Raw genomic sequence first — 25,092 nt, 5'->3', positions numbered from 1 at the left:
CTGCGCGGCCGTCCCGAGGTCACCGTTCCCGCGACACGCCCGCACATTTCGAACAGGTGTTCCCATTCCGGGTTAGGATGGGCGTCGAGACCGGATGAACGGTGACCCGAGGTCGGATCCATCCGCCCGTCGTGCACAGCTCGTCCCCGAATCGGACCCGTGTCCGTGCCGCGTCCTAGAGTGCTGGCAGACGGACCTACCCAAGGAGGAACCCATGGCAGCACGCACCCCGCGCTCCCCGCAGACCGGCTCTGCGGACAACAAGGCCAAGGCGCTCGAAGCCGCTCTCGGCCAGATCGATCGCCAGTACGGCAAGGGCGCGGTCATGCGCCTGGGTGAGGAGACCCGCGCACCCATCGAGTACATCCCCACGGGGTCGATCGCCCTCGACATCGCGCTCGGCATCGGCGGTCTGCCGCGCGGCCGCGTCGTCGAGATCTACGGCCCGGAGTCCTCCGGCAAGACGACGGTCGCCCTCCACGCCGTCGCGAGCGCCCAGCGCGCCGGCGGCATCGCCGGATTCATCGACGCCGAGCACGCGCTCGACCCGGAGTACGCCAAGGCGCTCGGCGTCGACACCGACCAGCTGCTCGTGTCGCAGCCGGACACCGGCGAGCAGGCGCTCGAGATCGCGGACATGCTCATCCGGTCCGGCGCGCTCGACGTCATCGTCATCGACTCCGTGGCCGCGCTCGTCCCCAAGGCGGAGATCGAGGGCGAGATGGGCGACTCCCACGTCGGACTCCAGGCCCGCCTCATGTCGCAGGCGCTGCGCAAGATCACCGGTGCGCTCGCGCACTCGAAGACCACCGCGATCTTCATCAACCAGCTGCGTGAGAAGGTCGGCGTGTTCTTCGGTTCGCCGGAGACCACCTCGGGCGGCAAGGCGCTGAAGTTCTACGCCTCCGTCCGCCTCGACGTCCGCCGGATCGAGACGCTCAAGGAGGCCGGCGAGGCCGTCGGCAACCGGACCCGCGTCAAGGTCGTCAAGAACAAGGTCGCCCCGCCGTTCAAGCAGGCGGAGTTCGACATCATCTACGGCCACGGGATCTCCCGCGAGGGCAGCCTCATCGACATGGGCGTGGACAACGGGATCATCCGGAAGTCCGGCTCGTGGTTCACCTATGACGGGGACCAGCTCGGTCAGGGCAAGGAGAACGTGCGGAACTTCCTCCGCGACAATCCCGGACTCGCCGAGGAGATCGAGCTCAAGATCAAGCACAAGATGGGTCTCATCGGCGGAGACGACGAGGCCGCGGACGCGGCAGCGGGCGCCCCGGCGGCCGGCGAGCCGGCGGTCGCGCCGGAGAAGAGCAATGTCGACTTCTGATCGCACGGGCGAGGACCGCTCCACTGCGGCGGTCCTCGCCGACGCCCGCCGAGCGATCGACGCCGTCATGGCGGGCGACTCCGCTCCGGGCGACCGTGGTCCGGACTCCGCGGTGTCCGTCGGCTTCGCGGACGTGTGGAAGGGCGGTCGGGGTCGCGGCGACGGCACCGCAGGGCAGACTGTCGACGGAGAGCCTTCTGTTGCCGCCGGGTCCGGCGCAGCGGCTGAACCGGACGCCCTGCCGGGCGCGGTGAACTCGGATGATCCGGAGTACACGCGGGCCAAGAAGCGGGCGCTAAATATGCTCGCCGCCCGCGATCACGCGGTGGCCGAACTCCGGTCGAAGCTCCTCGCCAAGGAGCATCCGAGCGACGTCGTCGACGTGCTCCTCGATCGGCTGAGCGCCTCGGGACTGCTCGACGACGCGGCGTTCGCCGCCGGTTTCGTCCGTGCCCGCAGGGAATCGCGGGCGCTCTCGGTCCGCGCCCTCCGCCTCGAGCTCGCGCGGAAGGGCGTTCCGGAGTCCGCCGTCGCCGCCGCGGTCGACGGGATCGACGACGAGTTCGACCTCGCCTACGGGGTCGCCCTCAAGAAGGCGCGGAGCACCGCCGGTCTGCCCGCGGAGACGCGCCTGCGCCGCACGCTCGCGATGCTCGCCCGCCGCGGGTTCCCGCATTCGGTGTCCATGGCCGCGGCCCGGCAGGCGCTCGAGGAGGCCTGAGGCGGCGCGGTGCTCCGGGGCCGCTCGGTACACTGGAGGCGCCATGACTGATACCACTGCCCGTCCTCTGCAGAACGAGGACGTCTCCGCGACCGTGCGCACCTACGAGGTCAAGACCTACGGGTGCCAGATGAACGTGCACGACTCCGAACGGCTCTCCGGTCTCCTCGACACCGCCGGCTACCGGCCCGCCGACCCCGGACAGGACGCCGACGTCGTCGTCTTCAACACGTGCGCCGTGCGCGAGAACGCCGACAACCGCCTCTACGGAAACCTCGGCCGGCTCGCCCACGTCAAGGAGCAGCGGCCGGGCATGCAGATCGCGGTCGGCGGCTGCATGGCGCAGAAGGACCGCGACACCATCGTCCGCCGGGCGCCGTGGGTCGACGTGGTGTTCGGCACCCACAACATGGGGTCGCTGCCGGTCCTCCTCGAGCGCGCCCGCCACAACGACGAGGCCCAGGTCGAGATCCTCGAGAGCCTCGACGTCTTCCCGTCGACGCTGCCCACCCGTCGCGAATCGAGCCATTCGGGGTGGGTCTCGATCTCCGTCGGCTGCAACAACACCTGCACCTTCTGCATCGTGCCCGCGCTGCGCGGCAAGGAGAAGGACCGCCGGCCCGGTGACATCCTCGCCGAGGTCGAGGCGCTCGCTGCCGACGGGGTCATCGAGGTCACCCTGCTCGGACAGAACGTCAACTCCTACGGCACCGAGTTCCGCGACCGCGGCGCGTTCGCCTCCCTGCTCCGTGCGGTGGGCGCCGTCGAGGGCATCGAGCGGGTGCGCTTCACGAGCCCCCACCCGGCGGCGTTCTCCGACGACGTCATCGATGCCATGGCGGAGACCCCGACCGTCATGCCGCAGCTCCACATGCCGCTGCAGTCCGGTTCGGACACCATCCTCAAGGCGATGCGCCGCTCCTACCGGACCACCCGCTTCATGGGCATCCTCGACCGGGTGCGGGAGCGCATCCCGCACGCGGCCATCACCACCGACATCATCGTCGGCTTCCCCGGGGAGACCGAGGAGGATTTCGAGGGCACCCTCGACATCGTCCGGCGCGCGCGATTCGCCCAAGCCTACACCTTCCAGTACTCGAAGCGACCGGGCACCCCGGCGGCGGAGATGCCGGACCAGCTGCCCAAGGAGGTCGTGCAGGAGCGGTTCGAGCGCCTCGTCGCCCTCCAGGACGCGATCGCCTGGGAGGAGAACCGGGCGCAGGTCGGTCGCGAGGTCGCGGTGCTCGTCACCGCACTGCCCGACGACGAGCACCACCGGTACACCGGACGGGCCGAGGACAACCGGCTCGTCCACGTCGGCGCCCGTGATCTCCCGGCGGCAGCGCGCCCGGGCGACATCCTCACCTGCACGGTGTCCGAGGCTCGTCCGTACTTCCTCATCGCCGACGGTCCCGCCGCGCTGCGGCGTACCCCGTCCGGAGACGCCTGGGACCGGGCGCAGGCGGACGGCTGCGCCCCGGGCGGTGCCGCGCCCGGCGGCCCGACCGTCCTCGGCATGCCGACCATCCGCCCGCGGGTCTGAGCAGTGCGCGATCACCCCGTCGTGTCCGTCGTCGGGGCCACCGCCACCGGCAAGTCCGATCTCGCGATCGCCCTCGCCCAGGCGCTCGACGGCGAGATCATCAACGCCGATGCCATGCAGTTCTACCGCGGGATGGACATCGGCACCGCGAAGCTCCCGCCCGCCGAGCGCGGCGACGTGCCGCACCACCTCATCGACGTGCTCGACGTCGACGAGGACGCCTCCGTCGCGGCCTTCCAGTCCGCCGCGCGGGCCCACATCTCCGACATCCGCGCCCGCGGACGGGTGCCGATCCTCGTCGGCGGGTCCGGGCTCTACGTCCCGGCCGCGACCGACGCGCTGTCCTTCCCCGGCACGAACCCGCGAGTGCGCGCACGGCCCGAAGCCGAGTCCGGCGAGATCGGTCCCGCAGCGCTCCACGCGCGGCTCGCCGAGCTCGATCCGCCGGCCGCGGCGAAGATCAGCCCCGCCGACCCGCGGCGGATCATCCGTGCCCTCGAGGTCATCGAGATCACCGGGGAGCCGTTCACCGCCTACCTGCCCCGCTACGAGTCGGTGATGCCGACCGTGCAGATCGGGCTCGCACTCGACCGCGGGACCCTCCACGACCGGATCGGCCGACGCGTGCGCGCGATGTGGGACGCCGGGTGGGTCGACGAGGTGCGAGCTCTCCTGCCGCGCGGCCTCCTCACGGGGACGACCGCTCGCCAGGCGATCGGGTACGCGCAGATCATCGAGGTCCTCTCCGGGCGCCTCGAACCCGCGGCCGCGATCGAATCGACGATCGTGCGCACGCGGCAGTTCGCGAAGCGGCAGGAGACGTGGTTCCGGCGGGACACCCGGATCCGCTGGATCCCGGCGGGTGAGCGGTCCGTCGACGACGCGCTCGCAGTCCTCCGCGGCGCGCGCAGAACCGGGTCCGACCCCGCGTCCGGACCGCAGGCCTCCGCCCCCGGACAGTAGACTGAGCGCGTGATGACGCATGCACTCACCAAGGGCCACGGCACGGCCAACGACTTCGTCCTCCTCCTCGACGCGACCGGCGAGCACGAGATCACGCCGGAGGACGTCGCGCTGCTGTGCGACCGGCGCCGCGGCATCGGCGGGGACGGCCTCATCCGCGTCGTCCGCAGCGCGGACGCCGGCATCCCGGAAGCCCTCGAGGCCCTGGCGGCCGGGGCGGAATGGTTCATGGACTACCGCAACGGCGACGGCTCGATCGCCGAGATGTGCGGCAACGGGGTGCGGGTGTTCGCTCACTACCTCTTCGAGCGCGGACTCGCCGACATCGTTCCGGGCGCATCGCTGCCCGTCGGCACCCGCGGCGGGGTCAAGCACGTCACCCGGGTCCCGGACGCCACCGGCGGGAACGAGGCGTGGTACCGGGTGGACATGGGCCGCTGGGAGTTCCCCCGCTCGATCGCCGACGGCGCGGACTCCCTCGTCTCCACCGCCGGCATCGACGTCGCCCGTCCGGCGATCAGCGTCGACATGGGCAATCCGCACACCGTGGTCGCGCTCGCCGGAGCCGCCGAGCTCGCCGCCGCGGACCTCACCCGGACCCCCGAGGTCGACCCGGTTCCGGGCAGCGGGACGAACGTCGAGTACATCGTCATCGAGGCCGATCACGACGGGGATCCGGCCACCGGTCGACTCGCGATGCGCGTCCACGAGCGCGGGGTCGGGGAGACCCAGTCGTGCGGCACGGGAGCCTGCGCGGCGGCGCTCGCCGCCCGCTTCTGGGCGGGGCATGGCGGTCCCACGCTGTGGACCGTCGTGCTGCCCGGCGGCACCGTCGAGGTCGAGATCGGCGAGACCGGCGTCGCACTGTCCGGGCCGGCCGTCCTCGTCGGCGACATCGCACTCGCACCCGGGATGCTGTCGACCGCCCCCTGAGCCGCACCGCGCCGGCAGGGACCGCGGTCCCTGCCGGCGCCGTCCTGCGCGGTGCCGGTGCTCAGTCCGCCGCGCGGGTCACCACGAGGACCCGGAACCCCTTCGCCGAGGAGTGCTTCTCCACGGTGAACCCCGCCCCGAGCATCTCGCCCAGCCATCCCCGCAGCGAATCGGCGCCGAGGTTCTTCGACACGACGAGCCAGGCCTGGCCGCCCGGGGCGAGCCGGGGCAGCCAGGTCCGCAGGAGCCCGTGGAGGATCTCCTTGCCCACCCGGATCGGGGGGTTGGACCAGATCGCCGCGAACTCGACGTCGGCCGGGATCTGCTCCGCGGTGACCGCGCGGATCGACTCGAGTCCCAGCGCGGCCGCATTGCGCCGGGTGAGGTCGAGCGCACGCTCGTTGACGTCGAGGGCCCAGATCCGGGTTCCGGTGCCCTCCTCGCGGGCCTCGAGGCCGGCCTGCAGGGAGATCGGTCCCCAGCCGCAGCCGAGGTCGAGGAGGTCGCCCGGCGGCGGAGCGGGCAGGGCACGGAGGAGCACCTGGGTGCCGAGATCGAGACGGCCGGGGGAGAACACCCCGCCGGCGGTCGTCACCTCGACCGGCCCGCCCGCGAGGTGCGCGGTGATCGTCCGCACGGTGCCGGGGGCGGACGGAGACGCGGAGAAGTAGTGGTCGTTCATCCCGCCCATCGTAGTGCGCCGCACCGCGCGCGGGCCCGTGCGCGTGTGGGAGAATGGAGGACCGCCCCCGATCGAGAGAAGTCGATGCCCGTGACCGGATCCACCCCGGATTCCACCCGCCCCTCCGACCAGCCGGCTGCAGAGACCGGTGGAGACGGAGTCCCCGCCGCGCAGCAGGCCGCGAGCGCCGACGAGCGCCGCCGCGCGATGATCGACCGGGTGCTCTCCCGGGCCGGGACCGCCCTCACCGACGAGGAGCTCACCCACGAGGACGATGCCCAGCTCGACGTCCTCGAACGCCGCGCGCTGCGCCGGGTCGACGGGCTGTCGACCGAGCTCGAGGACGTCACCGAGGTCGAGTACCGGCAGCTGCGCCTCGAGAAGGTCGTCCTCGCCGGCCTCTACACCTCCGGCACCGCGCTCGAGGCGGAGACCTCGCTGCGCGAGCTCGCCGCGCTCGCCGAGACGGCCGGCTCGACCGTGCTCGACGGACTCCTCCAGCGCCGCGACACCCCCGACCCCGGAACGTACTTCGGGCGCGGCAAGGCCCAGGAGCTCGCCGAGGTCGTCGCCGCCGTCGGCGCGGACACCGTCGTCGTCGACACCGAGCTCGCCCCCGGACAGCGCCGTGGCCTCGAGGACGTCGTCAAGGTCAAGGTCATCGACCGCGTCGCCCTCATCCTCGACATCTTCGCCCAGCACGCGAAGAGCCGCGAGGGCAAGGCGCAGGTCGAGCTCGCCCAGCTCGAGTACCTGCTCCCGCGCCTGCGCGGCTGGGGCGAGTCGATGTCCCGACAGGCCGGCGGTCGCGTGGCCGGCGGTGAGGGCATCGGCTCGCGCGGACCGGGCGAGACGAAGATCGAGCTCGACCGCCGCCGGATCCGCACCCGGATGGCCAAGCTCCGCAAGCAGATCCGCGAGATGGAGCCGTCGCGGGAGACCAAGCGGGCCAACCGCACCCGGCACCACGTGCCGAGCGCGGCGATCGTCGGCTACACCAACGCCGGGAAGTCCTCGCTCCTCAACCGGCTGACCTCGGCCGGGGTCATGGTGCAGAACGTCCTGTTCGCCACCCTCGATCCGACGGTGCGCCAGGCCCGGACCGCCGACGGCCGGGACTTCACCTACACCGACACCGTCGGCTTCGTCCGCAACCTGCCCCACCAGCTCGTCGAGGCGTTCCGCTCGACGCTCGAGGAGGCGGCCTTCTCCGATCTCCTCGTCCACGTCGTCGACGCCTCCCATCCGGACCCGACGAGCCAGGTGCAGGCGGTGCGCGACGTGCTCGCCGACGTCGACACCGCCGACATCCCCGAGCTCATCGTCTTCAACAAGGCCGACATCGCCGACCCCGTCGCGCTCGCCGCGCTGCTGCGCGCCCACCCGGGATCGCTCGCGGTGTCGGCGGCCACCGGGGCGGGGATCCCCGAGCTCGAGGAGCGGATCGCCGACATGCTCCCGGTGCCCGCCCACGAGGTCACCGTCCTCCTGCCCTACGACCGCGGCGACCTCGTCTCGCGGATGCACGACGAGGGGACCGTGCTCGAGGAGAAGCACCTGCCGGAGGGCACCGCGGTGCAGGCGCGGGTCGACGCCGACCTCCTCGCCGAGCTCGAGGCATTCCGCAAGCCGGACATGTTCTCCGGCGGGGCTGCGTGAGCACGACCGCGGACCTGCTCGCGCGGGCGGTCGCCGCACTCGGCGGGAGCCCCCGCGAGGGCCAGCAGACCATGGCCGAGGCGGTCGTCGGCGCCCTCGACTCCGGCACCCACCTCCTCGTGCAGGCCGGCACCGGCACCGGCAAGTCGCTCGCCTACCTCGTGCCCGCGGTCGACTACGCCGTGCGCACCGGGGAGCGGGTCATCGTGTCGACGGCGACGCTCGCGCTCCAGAACCAGATCGTCAACCGCGACGTGCCCCGGCTGCTCAAGGCCATCGGCCCGGAGCTCGAGCGCAGGCCGCGGGCAGCCGTGCTCAAGGGCCGGCGGAACTACGTGTGCAAGCACAAGCTCGACGGCGGCTATCCCGACGACGCGCTCGGCATGCTGTTCGACCTCGGCGCCGATGACGCCGCGGGACGCGGGGGCGGCCAGTCCTCCGCGCTCGGCGAGGAGATCCAGCGGGTCCGCAGCTGGGAGCGGATCACCGAGAGCGGCGATCGCGACGACCTCGTCCCCGGCGTGTCCGATCGCGCCTGGTCGCAGGTGTCGGTCAACGCCTTCGACTGTCTGGGCGCGAAGTGCCCCGCGTTCGAGGAGTGCTACGCCGAGCAGGCGAAGGTCACCGCCGCCGCGGCCGACATCGTCGTCACCAACCACGCGCTGCTCGCGATCGACGCGTTCGGCGATCACGCGGTCCTGCCCGAGCACGAGGCCGTCGTCATCGACGAGGCCCACGAGCTCCGCGACCGGGTGACGAACGCGCTGTCCGGATCGCTCACCGTCCCCATGCTCCACGCCGCCGCACAGTCGGCGCGGAAGGGCACCGCGGTGCAGGACGGGGTCGTCGGCCTCCTCGAGACCGCCGCCCAGTCCTTCGAGAAGGCGCTCGCGGCGACCGCCGACGGGCTCCTCCAGGTGTGGCCGGAAGCGCTGTCGACGGCGGTCATCGCGGTCCGCGACGCCGCTCGGCAGATCCTCGCCGAGGCCGGCCGCGGGACCGGGTCCGCGGAGCCCGATACCGGCCTGCAGATGGCGCGGGCGCGGCTCGAGGAGGTGTTCGAGCTCGCCGAGCGGATGGCGGAGCTCACCGACAACGACGTCACGTGGGTGACCCGGTCGACCTTCCGGGAGACGGAGACGACCTCGCTCGTCGTCGCCCCGCTCAGCGTCGCCGGCACCATGCGCAACGGGATCTTCGCCGAGTCGACGGTCATCGCGACCTCCGCGACGCTCGCGCTCGGCGGCCGCTTCGAGCCGGTGGCGGCCTCGCTCGGCCTCGCGGGGCCCGAGGCGCCGCGCTACGACGCGATCGACGTCGGCTCGCCGTTCGACTATCCGCGGCAGGCGATCCTCTACGTCGCCTCGCACCTCGCGCGCCCCGGGCGGAGCGGTCTCACCGACGAGATGATCGCCGAGCTCCGCGAGCTCGTCGCCGCCTCGCGCGGGGGAGCGCTCGGCCTGTTCTCCTCGAAGTTCGCCGCCGAGCAGGCCGCAGCGGCGCTCCGCGAGACCCTCGACACCCCGGTGCTCCTCCAGGGGGAGGAGTCGCTCGGTGCCCTCGTGGCGCGGTTCGCCGCGGAGGACGACACCACCCTGCTCGGCACGATGTCGCTGTGGCAGGGCGTCGACGTGCCTGGCCGGACGTGCCGCCTCGTCGTCATCGACCGGATCCCCTTCCCGCGTCCGGATGACCCCCTGACCCGGGCGCGCACTCGGGCCGCGGAGCGCAACCGGGCCAACGGCTTCATGACGGTGAGCGCGACCCATGCCGCGCTGCGCCTCGCCCAGGGTGCCGGTCGGCTCGTGAGGACCACCGAGGACAGGGGAGTGGTGGCCGTGCTCGATTCGCGCCTGCGGACCGCCGGCTACGGCGGGTTCCTCGCCGACTCGCTGCCCCCGATGTGGCGCACCGAGGACGGCGCCGCCGTCCGCGCCGCGCTCTCCCGGCTCGCCGCGGGGGACTGAGTCCGGGTCAGGCGCGGGGGCCCCGACGGCTCAGACGCGGCGGATGACGGCGACGACGATGCCCATGATCGTTGCGTGATCGCCGTCGATCGGGTCGTAGAGCGGGTTCCGCGGCAGCAGCCACTGCTTGCCCTCGGACCGCTTGAGGACCTTGACCGTGGCCTCGTCGTCGAGCAGCGCGGTGACGATCTCCCCGTTCTCCGCGGTGTTCTGCCGCCGGACGACGACCCAGTCGCCGTCGCAGATCGCGGCATCGATCATCGAGTCGCCCGACACCTGGAGCAGGAACAGGTCACCGGAGCCGACGACCTGGGTCGGCAGTGCGAACACGTCGTCGACCGCCTCCTCCGCCGTGATCGGCCCGCCGGCGGCGATCCGCCCGAGCACGGGCACCATCGCGGTGTTCGCCGAGCCGGCGTCGGGAACCGGGGCGGCTGCCTCCTCCGCGGGGTTGACGATCTCGATCGCGCGCGGACGCTTGGGGTCGCGGCGCAGATAGCCGAGCCGCTCGAGCTGGGACAGCTGGTGGGCCACGCTCGAGAGCGAGGCGAGCCCGGCGGCCCTGCCGATCTCGCGCATGCTCGGCGGATACCCGTTCGTGTACACCGCCGACTCGATGGTCTCGAGGACGAGGCGCTGGCGGGGGGTGAGGCGCGCGTCCCCGGCTGCGGCCGATCCCTCGGGCAGCTCGACGATGTCGGCCTGCGAGGCGCGGAAGTCCTCGATCTCGTCGATCACGGCATCGTTCCGCGGCCGACCTCTGGGTCGTCGTGACTGCGGGCTCATGGCTCTTCCCTTCCCGTTCTCCCACTGCGCTGCGCGATCGTCGGCCTCCCACTGCGCTGCGCGATCGTCGGCGCGCTCCCGGCGGTCCGGCCCGGGGCCGTGTCCGTGCCCGGTGCAACACTTCGAACATAGCTGATCGCGACGTCGTTCGAATCCATTTTCACACACGTGTTCGAGAAACAGTGGACATCCGTTCGAATGTTGTGTTCAATAGTACATGAGTTCGAATCGGCGACGGACGGCCGGGCCACCCGCCCGGCGACCGTCGGCCGGAGGGCGGTTCCGCCGCCCGCCGCAGGTTCGATGACCAAGGAGGTTGATCCCCATGTCCGCACCCGCCACCGCTCCCGCCCGCACCGTCCTCACGCCGCGCGGTCGGCGTGCGCTGCGCCTGGCGAGGACCGCCGGCCTCGTGCTGTGCGCCCTCGTGCTCGGCATCGTCATCGCCCTCGCGACCGGCGCCCAGGCCTCGGCCGGCTCCGCCGCCGGTGCCGCGACGGCCGGCTCCGGATTCGACACCGTGATCGTCGACGAGGGCGATTCGCTCTGGTCCATCGCCGCGGAGGTCTCCGGGGGAGCGGACACGCGCGACGTCGTGCTCGACATCGTCGAGATCAACGAGCTCGACCGGCAGGTCGTCCACCCCGGACAGGAGCTCGCGGTCCCCGGGCGATAGACTCGTCCGGTGACGACTCTCGACGACCTCCCCATCCGGGACGACCTGCGCGGCTCGGTGCCGTACGGCGCACCGCAGCTCGACGTCCCCGTCCAGCTCAACGTCAACGAGAACTCGCACCCGGTACCCCCGCAGGTCGTGGAGGCGATCGAGTCCTCGCTCGGGGCCGTGCTGCGGGATCTCAACCGCTACCCGGACCGGGAGTTCACCGCGCTGCGCGCCGCGCTCGCCGGCTACCTCGACGGCGTCCTCGAACGGCAGAGCGACCGCGGTTCCGCTCCGGCGGAGGCGCGGCAGCACATCGCCCCGGAACAGATCTGGGCCGCGAACGGATCGAACGAGGTCCTCGCCCACATCCTCCAGGCGTTCGGCGGTCCCGGCCGCACCGCGCTCGGCTTCACCCCGAGCTACTCCATGCACCCGCTCATCACCGCCTCGACCGGCGCGGCGTGGGTCGAGGCCCCGCGCGTCGCCGGGTTCGACATCGACATCGACACCGCCGTCGCCGCGGTGCGCGAGCACCGGCCGGACGTCGTCTTCCTCTGCACTCCGAACAACCCCACCGGCAACGGCCTCGGCCTCGAGGTCGTCGAGGCCGTGCTCGCGGCGACGGACGGGATCGTCATCGTCGACGAGGCCTACGCGGAGTTCGCCCGGCCCGGGTTCCGCACCGCGCTCGGGCTGCTCCCGGACCACCCCCGCCTCGTCGTGTCCCGGACGATGAGCAAGGCCTTCGCGTTCGCCGGCGTCCGGCTCGGCTACGCCGTCGCACACCCGGCGCTCGTCGACGCCCTGCGACTCGTGCGTCTGCCCTATCACCTCTCGGCGCTCACCCAGGCCGCCGCCTGCGCCGCCCTCGCCCATGCGCCGGCGCTCCTCGCCAACGTCGACCGCCTCGTCGCCGAGCGCGACCGGATGTCCGAGGCGCTGCGCGCCCTCGGGTTCTCCGTGGTGCCGAGCGACTCGAACTTCCTCCTGTTCGGCGGCATCGCCGAGCCGCACGCGCTGTGGCAGGATCTCCTCGACCGGGGCGTCCTGATCCGCGACATCGGGATCCCCGGGCACCTGCGCGTCAACGCCGGTACCGTGGAGGAGACCGACGCCTTCGTCGCCGCCGTCCGCGGGTGCCTGGCCGACCGGCCCGCACACCTCGCCGTTGCGCACGACGACAGCACCACCCCCGCACGAGCAAAGGATCACGACTCCGCATGACCACTCGCCAGGCATCGGCACAGCGCACGACGAGCGAATCCGACGTCACCGTCCGGGTCGACCTCGACGGCACCGGCACCTCGGACATCTCGACGGGCGTGCCGTTCTACGACCACATGCTCACCGCGCTGTCCAAGCACTCGCTCATCGACCTCGAGGTCCGGGCCTCCGGCGACATCGAGATCGACGTCCATCACACCGTCGAGGACACCGCGATCGTCATCGGGCAGGTCCTGCGGGAGGCCCTCGGCGACAAGGCGGGCATCCGTCGCTACGGCGATGCGCTCGTCCCGCTCGACGAGGCGCTCGCGCAGTGCGTCGTCGACGTCTCCGGTCGCCCCTACTTCGTCCACACCGGTGAGCCGGAGGGACAGCAGTACCACCTCATCGGCGGCCACTTCACCGGGTCCATGGTGTCCCACGCGCTCGAATCGCTCGCGATCAACGCCGGTTTCACCGTCCATCTCGCCCTCGTCGCCGGCCGCGACCCGCACCACATCGCAGAAGCCCAGTTCAAGGCCTTCGCGCGGGCGCTCCGCCAGGCGGTCGAGGCCGACCCGCGCGTCACCGGCATCCCGAGCACCAAGGGAGCACTGTGAGCCGCACCGTTATCGTCACGCCCTTCGGGCGCGCCGATCAGCTCGCTGCCGCTTGTGTCCTCTCCGACATCCCCGGCGAGGTCGTGCCGATCGGCGACTTCTCCGCGATCGTGCTCTCGGGCACCGACATCGCGGAGGGCAATGCCGCGGCCGCCCAGATCTCGAAGCTCGCCGGGCGTCACGAGGTGCTGCTCCTCGTGCGCAACGACGAGCAGATCGACGCCGCGCACTACCGCCGGGGCGAGCGCGAGGCCGACGTGCCCGCCGGCCTCGCCCTGACGAACCTCCCCGGCGAGCTCGAGCAGCTCCTGCTCGAGACCGTGGACCCCCGCGACATCGAGGGCTGGATCGACCCGTCCTCGATGACCAAGCTGCAGGCGAGCGCCGCGACGATGACACCGGCCCGGGCGGCGCTCGCCCGTATCGCCCTGCTGTGGGCCGTCGTCGCCCTGCTCGCCCTCGCCGCACTCGTCATCGGCGTCATCGCCGCGCTCGCGGGCGAGCCGATCGCCTGGGCCGGCGCGGGCCTCGGGCTCGTGGTCCTCGTCGTCGCCGCCGTGCGGGTGCGCGGCCTGCTCGCGGGGAACCGCGCATGAGCCCGACCGTCGTCGTCCTCGACTACGGCTCGGGGAACATCCGCTCCGCCGTCCGCGCCGTCGAGCGCACCGGTGCGACCGTCGAGCTCACCACGGACCTCCGGGCGGCGGAGTCCGCCGCCGGTCTCGTCGTCCCCGGCGTCGGCGCGTTCGCCTCGGTCATGGCCGGCCTGCGCGACACCGGCGCGGTCGATGTCATCCGGGCCCGCCACGCGGCCTCGCGTCCGGTGCTCGGGATCTGCGTCGGGCTCCAGGTGCTGTTCGCCCGGGGCTCCGAGCACGGCGTCACCACCGACGGCATCGGGCTGTGGCCCGGCGATGTCCGACGCCTCCACGCGCCGGTGATCCCGCACATGGGCTGGGACACCGTCGAGGCTCCCGCCGGGAGCGCGATGTTCGCGGGCATCGAGGACGAACGCTTCTACTTCGTCCACTCCTACGCCGCGCACACCCCGCCGGCCGGCACCCGCACCGCGATCACCACCCACGGCGAGCCGTTCGTCGCCGCCGTGGAGGACGGCACCACGTGGGCCACCCAGTTCCACCCGGAGAAGTCCGGCGATGCCGGAGCCCGGCTGCTCGCCAACTGGGTGACGACCCTCGACTGAGAGAAGATGGAGAACATGACCGAACTCGTGACGGAACCCGCGCTCACCCTGCTCCCGGCCGTCGACGTCGCCGACGGCAAGGCCGTCCGCCTGGTCCAGGGCGAGGCCGGTTCGGAGACCGACTACGGCTCGCCGGTCGAGGCCGCGCAGCAGTTCGAGGACGCCGGTGCGGAGTGGATCCACCTCGTCGACCTCGACGCCGCCTTCGGCCGCGGATCGAACTACGACCTCCTCACGCAGGTCACCAAGGCGCTCTCGATCAAGGTGGAGATCTCCGGCGGCATCCGCGACACCGAGAGCCTCGAGCGCGCGCTCGACACCGGTGCGGAGCGCGTGAACATCGGCACCGCGGCGCTCGAGAACCCCGCGTGGACCGCGGAGGTCATCCGCGACTACGGCGACCGGATCGCGATCGGCCTCGACGTGCGCGGCACGACGCTCGCCGCCCGCGGCTGGACCGAGGACGGGGGAGACCTGTTCGAGGTCCTCGCCCAGCTCGAATCCGCCGGGTGCGCGCGCTACGTCGTCACCGACGTGCGGAAGGACGGCACCCTGCAGGGGCCGAACCTCGAGCTGCTCCGCACCCTGTGCACCCGCACCGACCGTCCGATCGTCGCCTCCGGCGGCGTGTCGAGCCTCGACGACATCGCCGCGCTGCGCACCCTCGTGCCCGAGGGCGTCGACTCCGCGATCGTCGGCAAGGCCCTGTACGCCGGCCGCTTCACCCTCGCCGAGGCGCTCGACGTCGCGGGCCGCTGAGCCCGCTGTGCACGCCGACGTCCCCGCCGGACCCCCGCGCGTCCCGGAACCCTCCGAACCGCCGGCGCTGCCCGAGCACCTCGCGGGCATGACCGCCGGGCCCGCGTGCCCGGGTGGCACGCCGGCGGCCAACGGCGCGCAGAACCGGGCCGACTCCGCCGGCGTCCCGTGGGCCGGGCGCGATCTTAAGCCGAACCCCTTCGCCGGCGACACCGGACTCGCGGTGCCCGCGCTCACCGCCGCCCTCGACGCGGTCACGGCCGCCCCCCTCGACCCCGCCGCCCATCGCGGCGTGCTCGAGGCGCTGCGCGGCGCCCGGGTCTACGCTCCGATCCTGCCCACCGCGATCGAGCACACCACGGACGCGCGCGGACTCGTCCACGACAACTCCTCGGAGATGGCGATGGTGCGCCTCGCCGCCGACGACGGGCGCGAGTGCACGCCGTGCTTCTCCGACATCTCCGCCCTCACCGCCTGGGGGACGACGGCGCGCCCGGTGCCGATCGAATCCGAGCGGCTGTGCGTCGCCGCGATCGAGGAGGGCGCGCAGCTCGTCGTCGTCGATCCCGGCTCCGCGCACCCGTTCCTGCTCCGGCGCACCGCTCTGTGGGCCTTCGTCCAGGGCCTGCCGTGGACCCCGGCCTGGGCGGACGGCGCCGTCGCGGAGGCCGTCGGCCGGATCGTCGACGGCCTCGGGTGGATCGCCGCGATCGGGATCGCCCCAGGGAGCCGGGCGGTGCACGTCTCCGGTCCCGAGCTCGCCCTCGTCCTCACCGTCGAGCGCACGCCGACCCCCGAGGAGCTCGCGGATCTCCGCCGCCGCCTCGGCGCCGACGAGGACTTCGTCTCCCGCGTCGACTCCATGGTCATCACCGTCGACCGGGGCCGCGCAGGGGTCTGAGGCGCGCCGGATCGCGCGGGAGTCCCACGGACGCGAACGGGCCCGGACCTCGATGAGGTCCGGGCCCGTCGTCCCGCTCGAGCGCCGCGCACGGTGCTCAGCCGGAGCGGAGCATCATCAGCTCGGCTTGTTCTCCGTGGCCGCGGTGCCGGCACCCTGCTTCTGGGCGCCGCGCACGACGTTCTCGACGCGGGCGCCGAGATCGGCGTCGACGTTCTTCCAGTAGTCGAACGCCTTGACGAGGATCGGCTCGGACACGCCGTTGAGGAGGTGCCCGGAGATGTTGCCGACCATCCGGTCGCGGGCGGCGTCGTCGAGCACGTTGCGCACGAGGTCACCGGCCTGGTTGAAGTCGCCGTCGTGCTTGCGCAGGGTCGGTGCCGAGCGCAGCACGTCGCCCTCGACGGACACGAGGTTGCCCTCGGTCGTGCGCGCGGGGTTCGCGTGCGGTCCGCCGTAGCTGTTCGGCGCGTAGACCGGCTGGTCCTTCGGGTAGTTCTCGTAGGACATCGGGCCGGCGACCGAGTAGCTGTTCTTCACCGCGTTCTTCGGACGGTTGACCGGGAGCTGCGCGTAGTTCGGGCCGATCCGGTAGCGGTGGGTGTCGGCGTAGGAGAAGATGCGTCCCATGAGCATCTTGTCCGGCGACAGCCCGGTCCCGGGCACGAGGTTCGACGGGGCGAACGCCGCCTGCTCGATCTCGGAGTGGAAGTCCTCCGGGTTGCGGTTGAGCTCCATCACGCCGACCTCGTGGAGCGGGTAGTCGCCGTGCGGCCAGACCTTCGTCACGTCGAAGGGGTTGATGCGGTAGTCCTTGGCCTCCTCGTAGGGCATGATCTGCACCTTGAGGGTCCAGGACGGGAAGTTGCCCGCCTCGATCGAGTCGAACAGGTCGCGACGGTGGAAGTCCGCGTCGATGCCGGCCATCTCGTCGGCCTCGTCGGCGGAGAAGCCCTCGTGGCCGTGCTTCTCGATGAACTCCTGCTTCTGGTTCGAGATCCAGTGGTACTTGACCCAGTAGCGCTCACCGGCGGCGTTGACCCACTGGAAGGTGTGCGAGCCGTAGCCGTTCTGCTCGCGCCACGACCGCGGGATGCCGCGGTCACCCATGAGGTACGTGACCTGGTGGGCCGAGGCGGGGACCTGGGTCCAGAAGTCCCACTGCATGTTGTGGTCGCGCAGGCCGGAGTCGCTGCGGCGCTTCTGCGAGTGGATGAAGTCCGAGAACTGGATGGTGTCGCGGATGAAGAAGACCGGGGTGTTGTTGCCCACGATGTCGAGGTTGCCCTCGGTCGTGTACATCTTCACCGCGAAGCCGCGCGGATCGCGCCAGGTGTCGGGCGAGCCCTGCTCACCGGCGACGGTCGAGAACCGGGTGAGGACCTCGGTCTCGGTCTTGGGCTGGAAGACCGCGGCGCGGGTGTACTTCGACACGTCCTGCGTCACGCGGAAGGTGCCGAAGGCGCCGCCGCCCTTCGCGTGGACGACGCGCTCGGGGACGCGCTCGCGGTTGAAGTGCGCCATCTTCTCGATGAGGTAGTGGTCCTGGAGCAGGATCGGACCGTTCGGGCCGACGGTGAGCGAGTGCTCATCGCTGCCGACCGGGATGCCGAAGTCGTTCGTCGTGTAGTTCTCGGCCATAGTTCCTCCTTAAAGGGAGACCGTTGGGGATACGGGATCCTCGTGGCTGTCGCGACACCGGACGCACTGTCCCCAGTACACGACCTCCGCGAGCTCGACGGCGAAGCCGTGATCCTCGGGAGGGTGCATGCACGGCACATCGTCCCCGCTGCACGGCACATCGACGATCTCCCGGCAGGACCGGCAGATCAGATGATGGTGGTTGTCGTGCCGTTGGAACTCGTAGCGCACCGCTGCGGATCCGGTGGGGTCGATGCATCGGACAAGGTCGGCGCTCTCGAACGCGGCGAGCACGTCGTACACGGTCTGATGCGAGACCCGGCCGATCCGCAGGCGCACTACGGCGGTGATCTCCTCCACGTCGGGGTGCCCGGCGGAGGAGCGGAGCACGTCGAGCACGGCCCGCCGAGGTGCGGTCACCCGCAGGCCGGCGGCCCTGATCAGCTCTGGTGTGCTCGGTGTCGTCACGCTCCCCATCCTAGTGGCCTTTTTGGAACCGTTCAAGAAACGGGGCGGTCCCGGCCCCGGCCGATAGGCTGGTGGGCATGCGTGATCCCGCCCAGCCCACCCAGCCCAGCACGCGCTATCTCGAGGCGATGCGCGCCGACACCGAGGAGCGCGCGCGGCTCGCCGGTCCGCCGCACTCGGTGCACTCCGGCGCCCCCGATGCGGTGCTGCGCCGTCTGCGCGCGGCCGTCGAGGAGCGGCGCCCCCGGATCATCGAGCTGTCCCGCGCGATCCACGCGAGCGCCGAGCTCGCCTTCGAGGAGTACCGCTCCGCCGCGCTCGTCGCCGAGGTGCTCAACGGCGCGGGCATCGGTGCGCGGGTCGGCGCCTACGGCCTCGACACCGCGGTCGAGGCGAGCTGGGGGGATGCGGAGAGCGGCCGGACCGCGGCGGTCCTCGCCGAGTACGACGCGCTGCCCGGGATCGGGCACGCGTGCGGGCACAACGTCATCGCCGCCGCCGGCGTCGGGGCGTTCCTCGCGGCCGTCGACGTCATGCGCACCATCGATCCCGCGCGCCCGCTCCCGGGGCGGATCGTGCTCCTCGGCACCCCGGCCGAGGAGGGCCGGACGGGCAAGGAGATCATGGCCCGCAACGGCGCGTTCGACGGCGTCGACGCCGCCCTCATGCTCCATCCCTCCGGCGACGACGCCGCGGAGCAGCTGTGGCTCGGCCGCCGGACGCTCGACGTCGACTTCCGCGGCATCGCCGCCCACGCCTCGGCGCAGCCCTTCATGGGACGCAATGCGCTCGACGCCGCCTCGCTCATGTACCAGGGGATCGGCCTGCTGAGGCAGCAGATGCTCCCGGTCGATCGCGTGCACGCCTCGATCCCCGCCGGCGGGGACCGGCCCTCGATCATCACCGAATCGAGCCGCGTGAGCGTCTACGTCCGCTCCGCCTATCCGGAGACGCTCAAGGAGCTCTCGGCCCGGGTCGAGGACATCGCGCGCGGAGCCGCGCTCATGACCGGCTGCGGCGTCGAGGTCGCCTGGGACGCGAATCCTCCGAGCCTGCCGGTGCGCGCGAACCGGGAGCTCGCCGCCCGGTGGTCGGTGCACTCGCAGGCGCGCGGCCGCTCGCCGATGCCGGCCGGGGTCGTGTCGGACTCCCTCGCCGCCTCGACGGATTTCGGCAACGTCAGCTGGCGCCTGCCCGGCATCCATCCGACCATCGCGATCGCCGGCCCCGAGGTCGCCTGGCACACCCGCGAGTTCGCGGCCGCCGCGGAATCGCCCGCGGCCGACGACGCCGCGGTCGACGGTGCCTACGCTCTCGCCGCCACCGCGCTCGACTACCTGTGCGACGATGCCCTCGCCGCGGCCGTCGAGCAGGAGTTCACCGCGGGCGGGGGAGCGATCGACGTCCCCGCCTACTTCGACTGAGCGGTTCGCTCCGCGCAGGCGGATCGGTGTCAGCGGACGGGGCCGGTGTACTTCTCGCCGGGACCCTGACCGGGGGCGTCGGGGATCGAGGAGGCCTCGCGGAAGGCGAGCTGGAGGCTGCGGAGCCCGTCGCGCAGCGGCCGGGCGTGGTGGTCGCCGATCTCCGTGGCGCCGGCGGTGATGAGACCGGCGAGGGCGGTGATGAGCTTGCGGGCCTCGTCGAGATCGGTGAGGTCGGCCGCGCGCTCGGTGTCGGTGTCCTCGGCGAGGCCGCACTTGACCGCGGCGGCGCTCATGAGGTGGACGGCGGCGGAGGAGATGATCTCGACGGCGGGCACCTCGGCGATGTCGCGGACGGCCTGGGTCTCGGCGGACGCGGGTGCGGTCGGATCGGGGGTGGGGTTCGATGCGGAGTCGGTCATGCCCCCAGCATCCCATACGACTCGCCCCCGCCGGTGTCCGATCCGCCGGGCGGAGGATCGCGGATCGGGCCGCGTCGGCCGGTCGATTCGCAGTCGCCGCCGCACCGTAGTACGATGGTCGGGTGCAAAGAGGAGCCTGGCTCCCACCTGGATCGCCACAGGCGATCGGGTCATCGGAAACGGTCCCGCTGTCCACCGCGGATGAACGGGATCGTGCGGACGCGGCGCGTCCGCGTCTTCCGTACCGGGCTCCCTTCGCATGTGCCGAAGGGGGCCTTTCTCTTTCGGCTCACCTCATCGTCGAAGAAGGAGCGAGCACATCAGCGAGCCGCGCATCAATGATCGGATTCGGGTACCGGAAGTCCGCCTGGTCGGCCCCAACGGGGAGCAGGTCGGAATCGTCGCCATGCGCAAGGCACTCGACCTCGCCCGCGAAGCCGACCTCGACCTCGTCGAGGTGGCGCCGCAGGCCAAGCCGCCCGTCGCCAAGCTCATGGACTACGGCAAGTTCAAGTACGAATCCGCTCAGAAGGCCCGCGAAGCCCGGAAGAACCAGGCCAACATGGCCCTCAAGGAGATCCGGTTCCGGCTGAAGATCGACGAGCACGACTACGAGACCAAGAAGGGCCACGTCTCCCGGTTCCTCTCCGGCGGCGACAAGGTCAAGGTCATGATCATGTTCCGCGGTCGCGAGCAGTCCCGTCCCGAGATGGGGATCAAGCTGCTCAACCGGCTGGCCGAGGACGTGTCCGAGCTCGGGTCCGTCGAGTCCGCGCCCCGCGTGGACGGCCGCAACATGGTCATGGTCGTGGCGCCCTTCCGGTCCAAGGCCGACGCCAAGGCGGAGTCCCGCCGGGCGAGCCGTGATGCCAAGGGTGCGAGCGCCGAGGTCAAGTCCCGGCGCGAGCGGGCCGCGCAGGCCAAGGCGGACGGCTCGACCGCCGACGACGAGGCGTGATTTTCCGCGCCCGCGTCCCCCATCCGGGACGGACGCAGGCGCACTGAGTACGCACAACGACGACCGACCTCGCCGGATCGCTCCGGCGCGTCGGCACGAGAAGGAGAACGGCACCATGCCGAAGCAGAAGACCCACAGCGGCGCCAAGAAGCGCCTGCGCCTTTCCGGCAGCGGCAAGGTCATGCGCGAGCGCGTGAACAAGCGCCACCTCGCCGAGCACAAGTCCTCGCGCCGCAAGCGTCGGCTCTCGATGGACCAGACGCTGACCAAGGGTGACGCCGCCAAGGCCCTCAAGCTGCTGGGCAAGCGCTGATCACCTCATTCCCCGGGGCCGTGCAGGCCCGCGCCGCCGCTGGGCGGCACCCCGATTCTTTCTAAGGAGTACACGTGGCACGTGTGAAAAGGGCGCTCAACGCCAAGAAGAAGCGCCGGGTCATCCTCGACCGGGCGAGCGGCTACCGCGGACAGCGGTCGCGCCTCTACCGCAAGGCCAAAGAGCAGGTCATCCACTCGCTGGTCTACAGCTACCGCGACCGGCGCGCCCGGAAGGGTGACTTCCGCCGCCTCTGGATCCAGCGGATCAACGCCGGCGCCCGCGCCAACGGCATGACCTACAACCGCTTCATCCAGGGCCTCAAGGGCGCCGGGGTCGAGGTCGACCGCCGCATGCTCGCCGAGCTCGCAGTCAACGACGCCGCGACCTTCGCCGCGCTCGTCAAGATCGCCAAGGACGCCCTGCCGGCCGACGTCAACGCCGCCAAGTCCTCCGCAGCCTGATCCCGGCCGAGCGGCCCTCCCCGGGCCGCCGCCGCAGGTCGCATCCGGAATGCACCGCACCCGCGCACGGATCCGTGCGCAGGTGCGGTGCATTCCGGCGTTCGGCGGCCCACTGCGCCGGGTGCTCCCCGGCGGTCTAGGCTGGGGTCCATGAGCCCGGAACCGCAGACCGCGAACGACCGCATCACCTCCCCGCGCTCCGCCCGCATCCGGGCGGCGGCGAAGCTCACCCGCCGCAGCTGGAGGGCGAAGGAGGGCCGATTCCTCGCCGAGGGGCCGCAGTCCGTGCGCGAGGCCCTCGTCGCCGCCGCGGAGCGCGCCGGCCGCGTACGGGTCCGCGTGTTCGAGGTCTTCGTCACCGACGAGGCGCGCGAGCGCCATCCCGATCTGCTCGATCTCGCCGCTCGCGCGCGGGTCCGCGTGCACACGATCGCCGCCGAGCTCGTCCCCGAGATCTCCGACACCGTCGCCTCCCAGGGCGTCATCGCGGTGTGCGCGACCCTCGACGTCCCGCTCACCGAGGTCGTCACCGGCGACTCCCGGCTCGTCGTCGTGCTCTCGCAGGTGCGCGACCCCGGCAATGCGGGGACCGTTCTCCGGGTCGCCGACGCCGCCGGTGCCGATGCCGTCGTCCTCACGTCCTCGAGCGTCGACGCCTACAATCCCAAGACGGTGCGGTCGACCGCGGGTTCGCTCTTCCACGTGCCCGTCGTCACCGGGGTCGGCCTGTCGGAGGTCGCCGAGCTCGGCCGCGCCCGCGGGCTCCAGGTCCTCGCCGCCGACGCCCATCCGCCGGCGCACGACCTCCACCGGCCGCGGGACACCGGACTCGACCTGGCGCGCCCGACGATGTGGGCGTTCGGCAACGAGGCCTGGGGGCTGCCGGAGAAGGACCGCGCGGAGTGCGACGGGGCGGTCGCGATCCCGATCTACGGCCGCGCCGAGAGCCTCAACCTCGGGACCGCGGCCGCCGTCTGCATCTACGAGAGCGCGCGCACCGCGCAGCTCTGAGCATCCGCCGCCGGTCTGAGAACACCCGTCCCGAACCGCGTTCCCGGGGTATCGCCGCGTCGCCGGGCACCGTAGCCTGGACGTGCGGGACGAGTCCCTCCTCCCCGCCGCCCGCACACCGAGGTGCGGCCGGGCGACCCGTTCCCGCCGAGTGACAAGGAGCAGCAGATGACCGACATCCGAGAACTCGTCCTCACCGCGGACCGGGAACTCTTCACCGAGCACGACCTCTCCACGCTCGACCGGAACTTCGCCGCGGACTACGTCGAGCACTCGCCGCTCGTGGCGAACGGCAAGGACGGCCTCCGCGAACTCGTGACCGGGGCGGGGGACAGGCTGCGCCATGACGTCGCCCGCGTCCTCGTCGACGAGGAGAAGGGCCTCGTGGCGCTCCACGGCGCGTACCCCGGTCTCGACCCCGACACCGTCTACGTCGGCTTCGACATCTACCGGGTCGCCGACGGGAAGATCGTCGAGCACTGGGACGGGCTCGTCGAGCAGACGCCGCCGAACGCCTCGGGCCGCACCCAGCTCGACGGGCCCACCGATGTCGACGGGACCGTCGACTCCGAGGCGAGCCGCGCGTTCGTCGAGAAGGCGTGGAGCCGCTTCCTCCAGGGCCAGGACTACGCCGCCGCGGGGGAGTTCACCCGAGCCGACGACCGGTTCGCCCAGCACTCCGGCGACATCGCCGACGGAGTGCAGAACATGGTCGACTTCCTCGAGCAGCTCAAGGCCGACGGCTCGGCGCTGACCTACGACACGCTGCACCGGTCCGTCGCCGACGGGAACTTCGTCCTCACCTACTCCGAGGGCTCGATCGCCGGCGAGCGGCACTTCTTCTGCGAGCTGTGGCGGATCGAGGACGGCGCCTGGGTGGAGCTGTGGGATGCGATCGGCCCGGTCGCGCCCGATGACGAGCTCGCCCATCCGCACGGGGCGTTCGCCTCGACCGCGGACGCCTCCTGATCCGAGAGGCCGTCCGCCCCGCGCCCCGCGTCACCCGTCCGGTGCGCGGGGCGCGCGCGTGGCGAGCACGAGGACCCCGCCGACGAGGGTGGCCCCGGCCATCGCCGCGACGAGCGTCGACCACTCCGCGGGATCGAGCGCATCGCCGACGATGAGCGCCATGATCACCGTCGCGACGACCGCGCCGAAGTACCGGGCGAGCTGGAACAGCCCCGCGGCGACCCCGGCCGCACCGGCGCGGGCGGCTGCGAACATCGCCTGATTGAGCCCGAGCGGGATGAGGCCGTAGGGGAGTCCGAGGACGACGAGCACGAGCGTGCTCGCCCACCATGGCGCTGCGGTGCCGATCGGCCACAGCACGACGACCGCCCCGAGCAGGAGCACCGCTCCGACCCCGAGGAAGGTGCGCAGGCCCCACCGGCCGAGGAGCGGCATGCCCGGCCCGACGACCGCGGCGGACACCACCGCGAGAGCCGCCATGCACAGGCCGACCTGCGCCACCGGGAGCCCGATCACGACCTCGAGGAACGGCGGGAAGGCGAAGAGGACGAGGTAGAACACGACGTTGAACGTCGCGAACTGCACGAGCACGAGGAGGAGCGCGGGGTTCGCGGCGAGCGCGCGGAGGTCGAGGACCGGCACGGGTGCCCGCAGCTCCCAGACGGCGAACGCTGCTCCGGTGACGAGCGCGATGACGACGAGGAGCACGCGCATCCCCGGGACCGAGTCGAGGAGCGCGAGGATGAGCGCCGACATCGCCACGCTGAACCCGACGACGCCGGGGACGTCGGCGGTGAAGAAGATCCGGGCGAGACCGCGGCCGACCGACCGGTCCCGTCCCCGGGGAGCGGCCTCGGCGGGAACCGGCCGCTCCCGCCCCGCGATACCCGGTGCCGAGTCCGGGGGCGCGGTGAGCGCGACGATGATCCCGGCGGTGAGCGCGAGCGGGATGGTGAGCCAGAACTGGGCCGCCCAGCCGAAGGCGGCGAGCACGAGGCCGCCGAGCGCGGGCCCGAGCGCCATGCCGAGGAGATTGACGATCTGGATCCGCCCGAGCGCGCGCACCGAGTCCGGTCCGGGTTCGATCCAGCGGCCGAGCAGGGTGACCGCCGAGGGGTACGCGCACGCGGTGCCGAGCGCGAGCAGTCCGCGCGCCGCGCTGAGCTCGACGACCCCGCCGGCGAGCGATCCCCAGATCGCGGCGGCGAGGACGACGCCCATCCCGGCGACGAAGATCCGCTTGGGCCCGTAGCGGTCGGCGAACCGGCCGAGCACCGGCTGGGCGGTGCACGAGACGAGATAGAACACCGTGATCACCCAGCTCACCTCGACGAAGGAGGCATCGAACGCGGCAGCGATCGCGACGAGGGAGACGGTGATGATCGTCGAATTCAGCGGGTTGAGCATCGTGCCCAGCGACAGCCCGGTGACGACGAGGCGCGGGTGCGGCAGGGCGGACATGATCCCGAGCATAACGATGACCGGTG

Annotated in this window: 26 protein-coding genes; 20 read left to right on the top strand and 6 right to left on the bottom strand. The window is 72.1% G+C overall.

The window, feature by feature from the left end; translation table 11 throughout:
- Positions 1-214: 214 nt before the first annotated feature.
- From recA to dapF, 5 genes are read left to right on the top strand one after another with little or no spacing between them, the layout of a single operon-like run.
- The gene (gene recA, locus C1A17_RS05670; RefSeq protein WP_101651692.1) at positions 215-1,330 is read left to right on the top strand and encodes a recombinase RecA; all 1,116 of its coding nucleotides are present in this window, start codon (positions 215-217) and stop codon (positions 1,328-1,330) included.
- The gene (locus tag C1A17_RS05665; RefSeq protein WP_245873509.1) at positions 1,317-2,051 is read left to right on the top strand and encodes a regulatory protein RecX; all 735 of its coding nucleotides are present in this window, start codon (positions 1,317-1,319) and stop codon (positions 2,049-2,051) included. The genes recA and C1A17_RS05665 overlap by 14 nt, the downstream gene beginning before the upstream one ends.
- 43 nt (positions 2,052-2,094) lie before the next feature.
- Positions 2,095-3,594 carry a tRNA (N6-isopentenyl adenosine(37)-C2)-methylthiotransferase MiaB gene (gene miaB, locus C1A17_RS05660; protein ID WP_101651690.1) on the top strand — a complete coding sequence of 500 codons (1,500 nt, stop codon included), beginning with the start codon at positions 2,095-2,097 and terminating at the stop codon, positions 3,592-3,594.
- 3 nt (positions 3,595-3,597) lie between these two features.
- Positions 3,598-4,557 (top strand): tRNA (adenosine(37)-N6)-dimethylallyltransferase MiaA, encoded by a 960-nt coding sequence (miaA, locus tag C1A17_RS05655; protein ID WP_101651689.1) that lies wholly within the window; start codon positions 3,598-3,600, stop codon positions 4,555-4,557.
- A gap of 12 nt (positions 4,558-4,569) precedes the next feature.
- Positions 4,570-5,490, top strand: coding sequence for a diaminopimelate epimerase (dapF, locus tag C1A17_RS05650; RefSeq protein ID WP_101651687.1), 921 nt, complete (start codon positions 4,570-4,572; stop codon positions 5,488-5,490).
- A gap of 61 nt (positions 5,491-5,551) precedes the next feature.
- Here the strand turns inward: dapF and C1A17_RS05645 are convergent, their stop codons facing one another.
- The gene (locus C1A17_RS05645) at positions 5,552-6,172 is read right to left on the bottom strand and encodes a class I SAM-dependent methyltransferase (RefSeq protein ID WP_101651685.1); all 621 of its coding nucleotides are present in this window, start codon (positions 6,170-6,172) and stop codon (positions 5,552-5,554) included.
- Between the two features lie 84 nt (positions 6,173-6,256).
- On the opposite strand from C1A17_RS05645, the gene hflX reads away from it, so the two are divergent.
- Together hflX and C1A17_RS05635 are read left to right on the top strand one after the other, a co-directional pair.
- Positions 6,257-7,831, top strand: a complete 1,575-nt coding sequence (gene hflX / locus C1A17_RS05640; RefSeq protein ID WP_483861849.1) for a GTPase HflX — start codon at positions 6,257-6,259, stop codon at positions 7,829-7,831.
- Positions 7,828-9,798 (top strand): ATP-dependent DNA helicase, encoded by a 1,971-nt coding sequence (locus tag C1A17_RS05635; RefSeq protein WP_245873507.1) that lies wholly within the window; start codon positions 7,828-7,830, stop codon positions 9,796-9,798. The genes hflX and C1A17_RS05635 overlap by 4 nt, the downstream gene beginning before the upstream one ends.
- Positions 9,799-9,828: 30 nt before the next feature.
- Here C1A17_RS05635 and lexA read toward each other — a convergent pair whose 3' ends face one another.
- On the bottom strand, positions 9,829-10,584 hold the full coding sequence (gene lexA / locus C1A17_RS05630) for a transcriptional repressor LexA (protein WP_101651683.1): 756 nt from the start codon (positions 10,582-10,584) through the stop codon (positions 9,829-9,831).
- A gap of 325 nt (positions 10,585-10,909) precedes the next feature.
- Here lexA and C1A17_RS05625 point away from each other — a divergent pair, with 325 nt between their 5' ends.
- Genes C1A17_RS05625 through C1A17_RS05595 form a run of 7 tightly spaced genes read left to right on the top strand, consistent with a single transcriptional unit; the run spans position 10,910 to position 15,935 of the window.
- Positions 10,910-11,260, top strand: a complete 351-nt coding sequence (locus tag C1A17_RS05625; protein WP_101651681.1) for a LysM peptidoglycan-binding domain-containing protein — start codon at positions 10,910-10,912, stop codon at positions 11,258-11,260.
- 9 nt (positions 11,261-11,269) lie between these two features.
- On the top strand, positions 11,270-12,472 hold the full coding sequence (locus C1A17_RS05620; RefSeq protein WP_101651679.1) for a histidinol-phosphate transaminase: 1,203 nt from the start codon (positions 11,270-11,272) through the stop codon (positions 12,470-12,472).
- Positions 12,469-13,071 (top strand): imidazoleglycerol-phosphate dehydratase HisB, encoded by a 603-nt coding sequence (gene hisB, locus C1A17_RS05615; protein ID WP_101651676.1) that lies wholly within the window; start codon positions 12,469-12,471, stop codon positions 13,069-13,071. Before C1A17_RS05620 ends, hisB begins: the two co-directional genes overlap by 4 nt.
- The gene (locus C1A17_RS05610; RefSeq protein ID WP_101651674.1) at positions 13,068-13,667 is read left to right on the top strand and encodes a hypothetical protein; all 600 of its coding nucleotides are present in this window, start codon (positions 13,068-13,070) and stop codon (positions 13,665-13,667) included. Before hisB ends, C1A17_RS05610 begins: the two co-directional genes overlap by 4 nt.
- Complete coding sequence (gene hisH, locus C1A17_RS05605) at positions 13,664-14,275, top strand: imidazole glycerol phosphate synthase subunit HisH (RefSeq protein WP_101651672.1); 612 nt, start codon at positions 13,664-13,666, stop codon at positions 14,273-14,275. Before C1A17_RS05610 ends, hisH begins: the two co-directional genes overlap by 4 nt.
- Positions 14,276-14,290: 15 nt before the next feature.
- Positions 14,291-15,034 carry a bifunctional 1-(5-phosphoribosyl)-5-((5-phosphoribosylamino)methylideneamino)imidazole-4-carboxamide isomerase/phosphoribosylanthranilate isomerase PriA gene (gene priA / locus C1A17_RS05600; RefSeq protein WP_101653544.1) on the top strand — a complete coding sequence of 248 codons (744 nt, stop codon included), beginning with the start codon at positions 14,291-14,293 and terminating at the stop codon, positions 15,032-15,034.
- A gap of 7 nt (positions 15,035-15,041) precedes the next feature.
- Complete coding sequence (locus C1A17_RS05595; RefSeq protein WP_245873505.1) at positions 15,042-15,935, top strand: SseB family protein; 894 nt, start codon at positions 15,042-15,044, stop codon at positions 15,933-15,935.
- A gap of 117 nt (positions 15,936-16,052) precedes the next feature.
- On the opposite strand, the gene C1A17_RS05590 is transcribed toward C1A17_RS05595, so the two are convergent.
- Both C1A17_RS05590 and C1A17_RS05585 read right to left on the bottom strand, forming a co-directional pair.
- Entirely contained in the window at positions 16,053-17,576 is a 1,524-nt protein-coding gene (locus C1A17_RS05590; RefSeq protein ID WP_101651670.1) for a catalase, read from the bottom strand.
- Positions 17,577-17,585: 9 nt separating this feature from the next.
- Complete coding sequence (locus C1A17_RS05585; protein WP_425427276.1) at positions 17,586-18,044, bottom strand: Fur family transcriptional regulator; 459 nt, start codon at positions 18,042-18,044, stop codon at positions 17,586-17,588.
- 77 nt (positions 18,045-18,121) lie between these two features.
- Here C1A17_RS05585 and C1A17_RS05580 point away from each other — a divergent pair, with 77 nt between their 5' ends.
- Entirely contained in the window at positions 18,122-19,468 is a 1,347-nt protein-coding gene (locus tag C1A17_RS05580) for a M20 family metallopeptidase (RefSeq protein ID WP_101653542.1), read from the top strand.
- A gap of 29 nt (positions 19,469-19,497) precedes the next feature.
- On the opposite strand, the gene C1A17_RS05575 is transcribed toward C1A17_RS05580, so the two are convergent.
- Positions 19,498-19,890, bottom strand: a complete 393-nt coding sequence (locus C1A17_RS05575) for a DUF1844 domain-containing protein (protein ID WP_101651666.1) — start codon at positions 19,888-19,890, stop codon at positions 19,498-19,500.
- Positions 19,891-20,149: 259 nt separating this feature from the next.
- On the opposite strand from C1A17_RS05575, the gene infC reads away from it, so the two are divergent.
- The 5 genes from infC (at position 20,150) to C1A17_RS05550 (ending at position 23,605) form a co-directional block, all read left to right on the top strand.
- Positions 20,150-20,848, top strand: coding sequence for a translation initiation factor IF-3 (infC, locus tag C1A17_RS05570; RefSeq protein WP_101651664.1), 699 nt, complete (start codon positions 20,150-20,152; stop codon positions 20,846-20,848).
- Positions 20,849-20,963: 115 nt separating this feature from the next.
- A complete protein-coding gene (gene rpmI, locus C1A17_RS05565; protein WP_101651662.1) occupies positions 20,964-21,161 on the top strand; it encodes a 50S ribosomal protein L35 in 198 nt (65 codons plus the stop codon).
- Between the two features lie 74 nt (positions 21,162-21,235).
- The gene (gene rplT, locus C1A17_RS05560; RefSeq protein WP_101651660.1) at positions 21,236-21,625 is read left to right on the top strand and encodes a 50S ribosomal protein L20; all 390 of its coding nucleotides are present in this window, start codon (positions 21,236-21,238) and stop codon (positions 21,623-21,625) included.
- Between the two features lie 150 nt (positions 21,626-21,775).
- Positions 21,776-22,636 (top strand): TrmH family RNA methyltransferase, encoded by an 861-nt coding sequence (locus tag C1A17_RS05555; protein ID WP_101651658.1) that lies wholly within the window; start codon positions 21,776-21,778, stop codon positions 22,634-22,636.
- Positions 22,637-22,804: 168 nt separating this feature from the next.
- The gene (locus tag C1A17_RS05550; RefSeq protein ID WP_101651656.1) at positions 22,805-23,605 is read left to right on the top strand and encodes a nuclear transport factor 2 family protein; all 801 of its coding nucleotides are present in this window, start codon (positions 22,805-22,807) and stop codon (positions 23,603-23,605) included.
- A gap of 30 nt (positions 23,606-23,635) precedes the next feature.
- On the opposite strand, the gene C1A17_RS05545 is transcribed toward C1A17_RS05550, so the two are convergent.
- The gene (locus tag C1A17_RS05545) at positions 23,636-25,066 is read right to left on the bottom strand and encodes an MFS transporter (RefSeq protein ID WP_180953232.1); all 1,431 of its coding nucleotides are present in this window, start codon (positions 25,064-25,066) and stop codon (positions 23,636-23,638) included.
- Positions 25,067-25,092 lie beyond the last annotated feature (26 nt).

The organism is Brevibacterium ihuae, assembly GCF_900184225.1.
Lineage (GTDB): Bacteria > Actinomycetota > Actinomycetes > Actinomycetales > Brevibacteriaceae > Brevibacterium > Brevibacterium ihuae.
The sequence above is the reverse complement of the archived record's forward strand: the minus strand, read 5'-3'. Positions and strand labels throughout refer to the sequence as shown.

Coding starts and splice junctions, on each gene's coding strand:
- C1A17_RS05550 (WP_101651656.1), top strand. CDS start 22,805: ATGACCGACATCCGAGAACTCGTCCTCACCGCGGACCGGGAACTCTTC.
- C1A17_RS05575 (WP_101651666.1), bottom strand. CDS start 19,890: ATGACCGACTCCGCATCGAACCCCACCCCCGATCCGACCGCACCCGCG.
- infC (WP_101651664.1), top strand. CDS start 20,150: ATGTGCCGAAGGGGGCCTTTCTCTTTCGGCTCACCTCATCGTCGAAGA.
- recA (WP_101651692.1), top strand. CDS start 215: ATGGCAGCACGCACCCCGCGCTCCCCGCAGACCGGCTCTGCGGACAAC.
- lexA (WP_101651683.1), bottom strand. CDS start 10,584: ATGAGCCCGCAGTCACGACGACCCAGAGGTCGGCCGCGGAACGATGCC.
- C1A17_RS05625 (WP_101651681.1), top strand. CDS start 10,910: ATGTCCGCACCCGCCACCGCTCCCGCCCGCACCGTCCTCACGCCGCGC.
- miaB (WP_101651690.1), top strand. CDS start 2,095: ATGACTGATACCACTGCCCGTCCTCTGCAGAACGAGGACGTCTCCGCG.
- dapF (WP_101651687.1), top strand. CDS start 4,570: ATGACGCATGCACTCACCAAGGGCCACGGCACGGCCAACGACTTCGTC.
- priA (WP_101653544.1), top strand. CDS start 14,291: ATGACCGAACTCGTGACGGAACCCGCGCTCACCCTGCTCCCGGCCGTC.
- C1A17_RS05580 (WP_101653542.1), top strand. CDS start 18,122: ATGCGTGATCCCGCCCAGCCCACCCAGCCCAGCACGCGCTATCTCGAG.
- C1A17_RS05590 (WP_101651670.1), bottom strand. CDS start 17,576: ATGGCCGAGAACTACACGACGAACGACTTCGGCATCCCGGTCGGCAGC.
- C1A17_RS05545 (WP_180953232.1), bottom strand. CDS start 25,066: ATGTCCGCCCTGCCGCACCCGCGCCTCGTCGTCACCGGGCTGTCGCTG.
- hflX (WP_483861849.1), top strand. CDS start 6,257: ATGCCCGTGACCGGATCCACCCCGGATTCCACCCGCCCCTCCGACCAG.
- hisH (WP_101651672.1), top strand. CDS start 13,664: ATGAGCCCGACCGTCGTCGTCCTCGACTACGGCTCGGGGAACATCCGC.
- hisB (WP_101651676.1), top strand. CDS start 12,469: ATGACCACTCGCCAGGCATCGGCACAGCGCACGACGAGCGAATCCGAC.
- rpmI (WP_101651662.1), top strand. CDS start 20,964: ATGCCGAAGCAGAAGACCCACAGCGGCGCCAAGAAGCGCCTGCGCCTT.
- C1A17_RS05555 (WP_101651658.1), top strand. CDS start 21,776: ATGAGCCCGGAACCGCAGACCGCGAACGACCGCATCACCTCCCCGCGC.
- C1A17_RS05645 (WP_101651685.1), bottom strand. CDS start 6,172: ATGAACGACCACTACTTCTCCGCGTCTCCGTCCGCCCCCGGCACCGTG.
- C1A17_RS05665 (WP_245873509.1), top strand. CDS start 1,317: ATGTCGACTTCTGATCGCACGGGCGAGGACCGCTCCACTGCGGCGGTC.